General features: G+C 76.1%; 2 protein-coding genes. Both read right to left on the reverse strand.

The annotated features are described in order from the left end of the window. Window positions 1–819: RAMP superfamily CRISPR-associated protein (locus tag C1A33_RS24990; protein ID WP_207770487.1), on the reverse strand; the 819-nt coding region annotated here is incomplete at its 3' end. After that, window positions 819–1,588: hypothetical protein (locus C1A33_RS35260; protein WP_207770488.1), on the reverse strand; the 770-nt coding region annotated here is incomplete at its 5' end. The genes C1A33_RS24990 and C1A33_RS35260, both read right to left, overlap by 1 nt.

Genomic DNA, 1,588 nt, shown 5'->3' on the forward strand with positions numbered 1-1,588 from the left:
GCGGGCTGCGTCGAGCTGGGGACAAGCGTCCCGAGATCGCCGGACCTCGCCGGCGCTCCCGGGGCGGTGGCGGTCCCGGACGAGTTCGTGCAGGCGGCGGATGGCCGGATGGCTGCGGGTCGGGACGTCGGGGGTGATGGTGGAGGCGGGCAGGACGGTGCTCAGGGCGTTGAGGCCGGCGAGGCTGAAACCGCCGAAGCCTCGGCGGGTCCGCGCACCCAGGCCGCCGAAGGTCGCCGCGGCCCACAGGCTGATGCCTGCGATCTCGCGGACGTAGTCGACTGAGGGCTGGCGGTCCGAATGGGCGGCGGGGGAGACCCGCAGATCGATGTCGGCGGTCGCGGCGGGCCCGGCAGTGGATGTCGGCGCGAAGTAGCTCCTGCACCCGAGGGAAGGTGGGGGGCCGGGTCGGAAGTAGGCCTGGCCGAGCAGGTAGCCGATGCCGTGGTCGGGACGTTCGTCGTCGGTGCCGGGAGTCGCCCGGCCGGGTGGCCGGCTGCGGAGCCAGTCGGGCTGGTCGCGCTCGCGGTCGGCGCGGGTCGGTGTGGGCGGGCGGCGCAGGCGGATGGCGACCCGGGAAGGGCCGTCGCCGCGGACGGAGCCGGGGGCGCCCTCGGGGCGGCCGAAGATCTCCGCTTCGGCGCGGGCGAGCGCGGTGTGGTCGGCCGCCGGTTCGAAGACGGGGGCGGCCAGCGCCCGGAACCAGAACCGGGCGGCGCCGCGCAGGGCGGGTGGCCGCAGTTCGGCCGCGCCGCCCGGCCGTGGGGACAGGAACATCGGGGTGGTGACGGTGAGGGTGAGCGGAATCCAGGGTTCCATCAGCGGGTCCGCCCTTTCCACGGCAGGTGGGTCAACGGGTAGGTGGCGGGGCGGTCGTCCCAGAGCACCTGGAGCAGGACGCCGGCGGCGAGGCTCACCGCGGCGGCGAGGGTGAGGGTCTGCGCCGCGGATGCCGCGGTCGGGCCGTTGATCGTCTCGTCGATGCCGGGGGCGACGGCGGGCACCACGGCCGCGAGGGTGATGGCGGCGATGGCGACGGCGTGCGTCCAGCCGAGCACGGCCACCCATGCGACCCGCCGCACCAGCGTCACCGTCCCTGCGACCCCGTGGCCGACGGCCTCCAGCAGCAGATAGCCAAGCGCCAGCCCGACGAGCGCCGCCGACGCGTACAGCCAGGCCCAGCCGTGCCGGGCCGCCCAGCCGTCGTCCAGGGAGATCAGTGCGACCATGCCGAGCGCGGCACCTGCCGGCAGCCGCAGGCACCACAGGTTGACGCTGGCCGTCCGGCGCACGGCCAGGCCGACGATCGCCAGGTAGGTGATGGCGGCAAGCCCTGCCACCGCCCGCAGCGCCCCCACCGGATGGGCGGCACCGAACGCGTACACGAGCGCCGGGCAGGCCCCGAGCAGCATCAGCAGACCGGCGATGGCGTACCGCACCTGGCCGGCGGCGGGGCGCAGCACCTGCCAGCAGCTGCCGAGCATGAACCGCGGCAGCAGCGCCTCCTGCGCCAGCCACTCCCCGAAGCGGGGCTCAGCCTGACGAGCCCGCCGCACGGCCGCAGCGGCGGCGGGGGTGGGGGCAGGGG

It is taken from the genome of Frankia canadensis (assembly GCF_900197875.1).
In the GTDB taxonomy this organism is placed as follows: Bacteria; Actinomycetota; Actinomycetes; order Frankiales; family Frankiaceae; genus Frankia; species Frankia canadensis.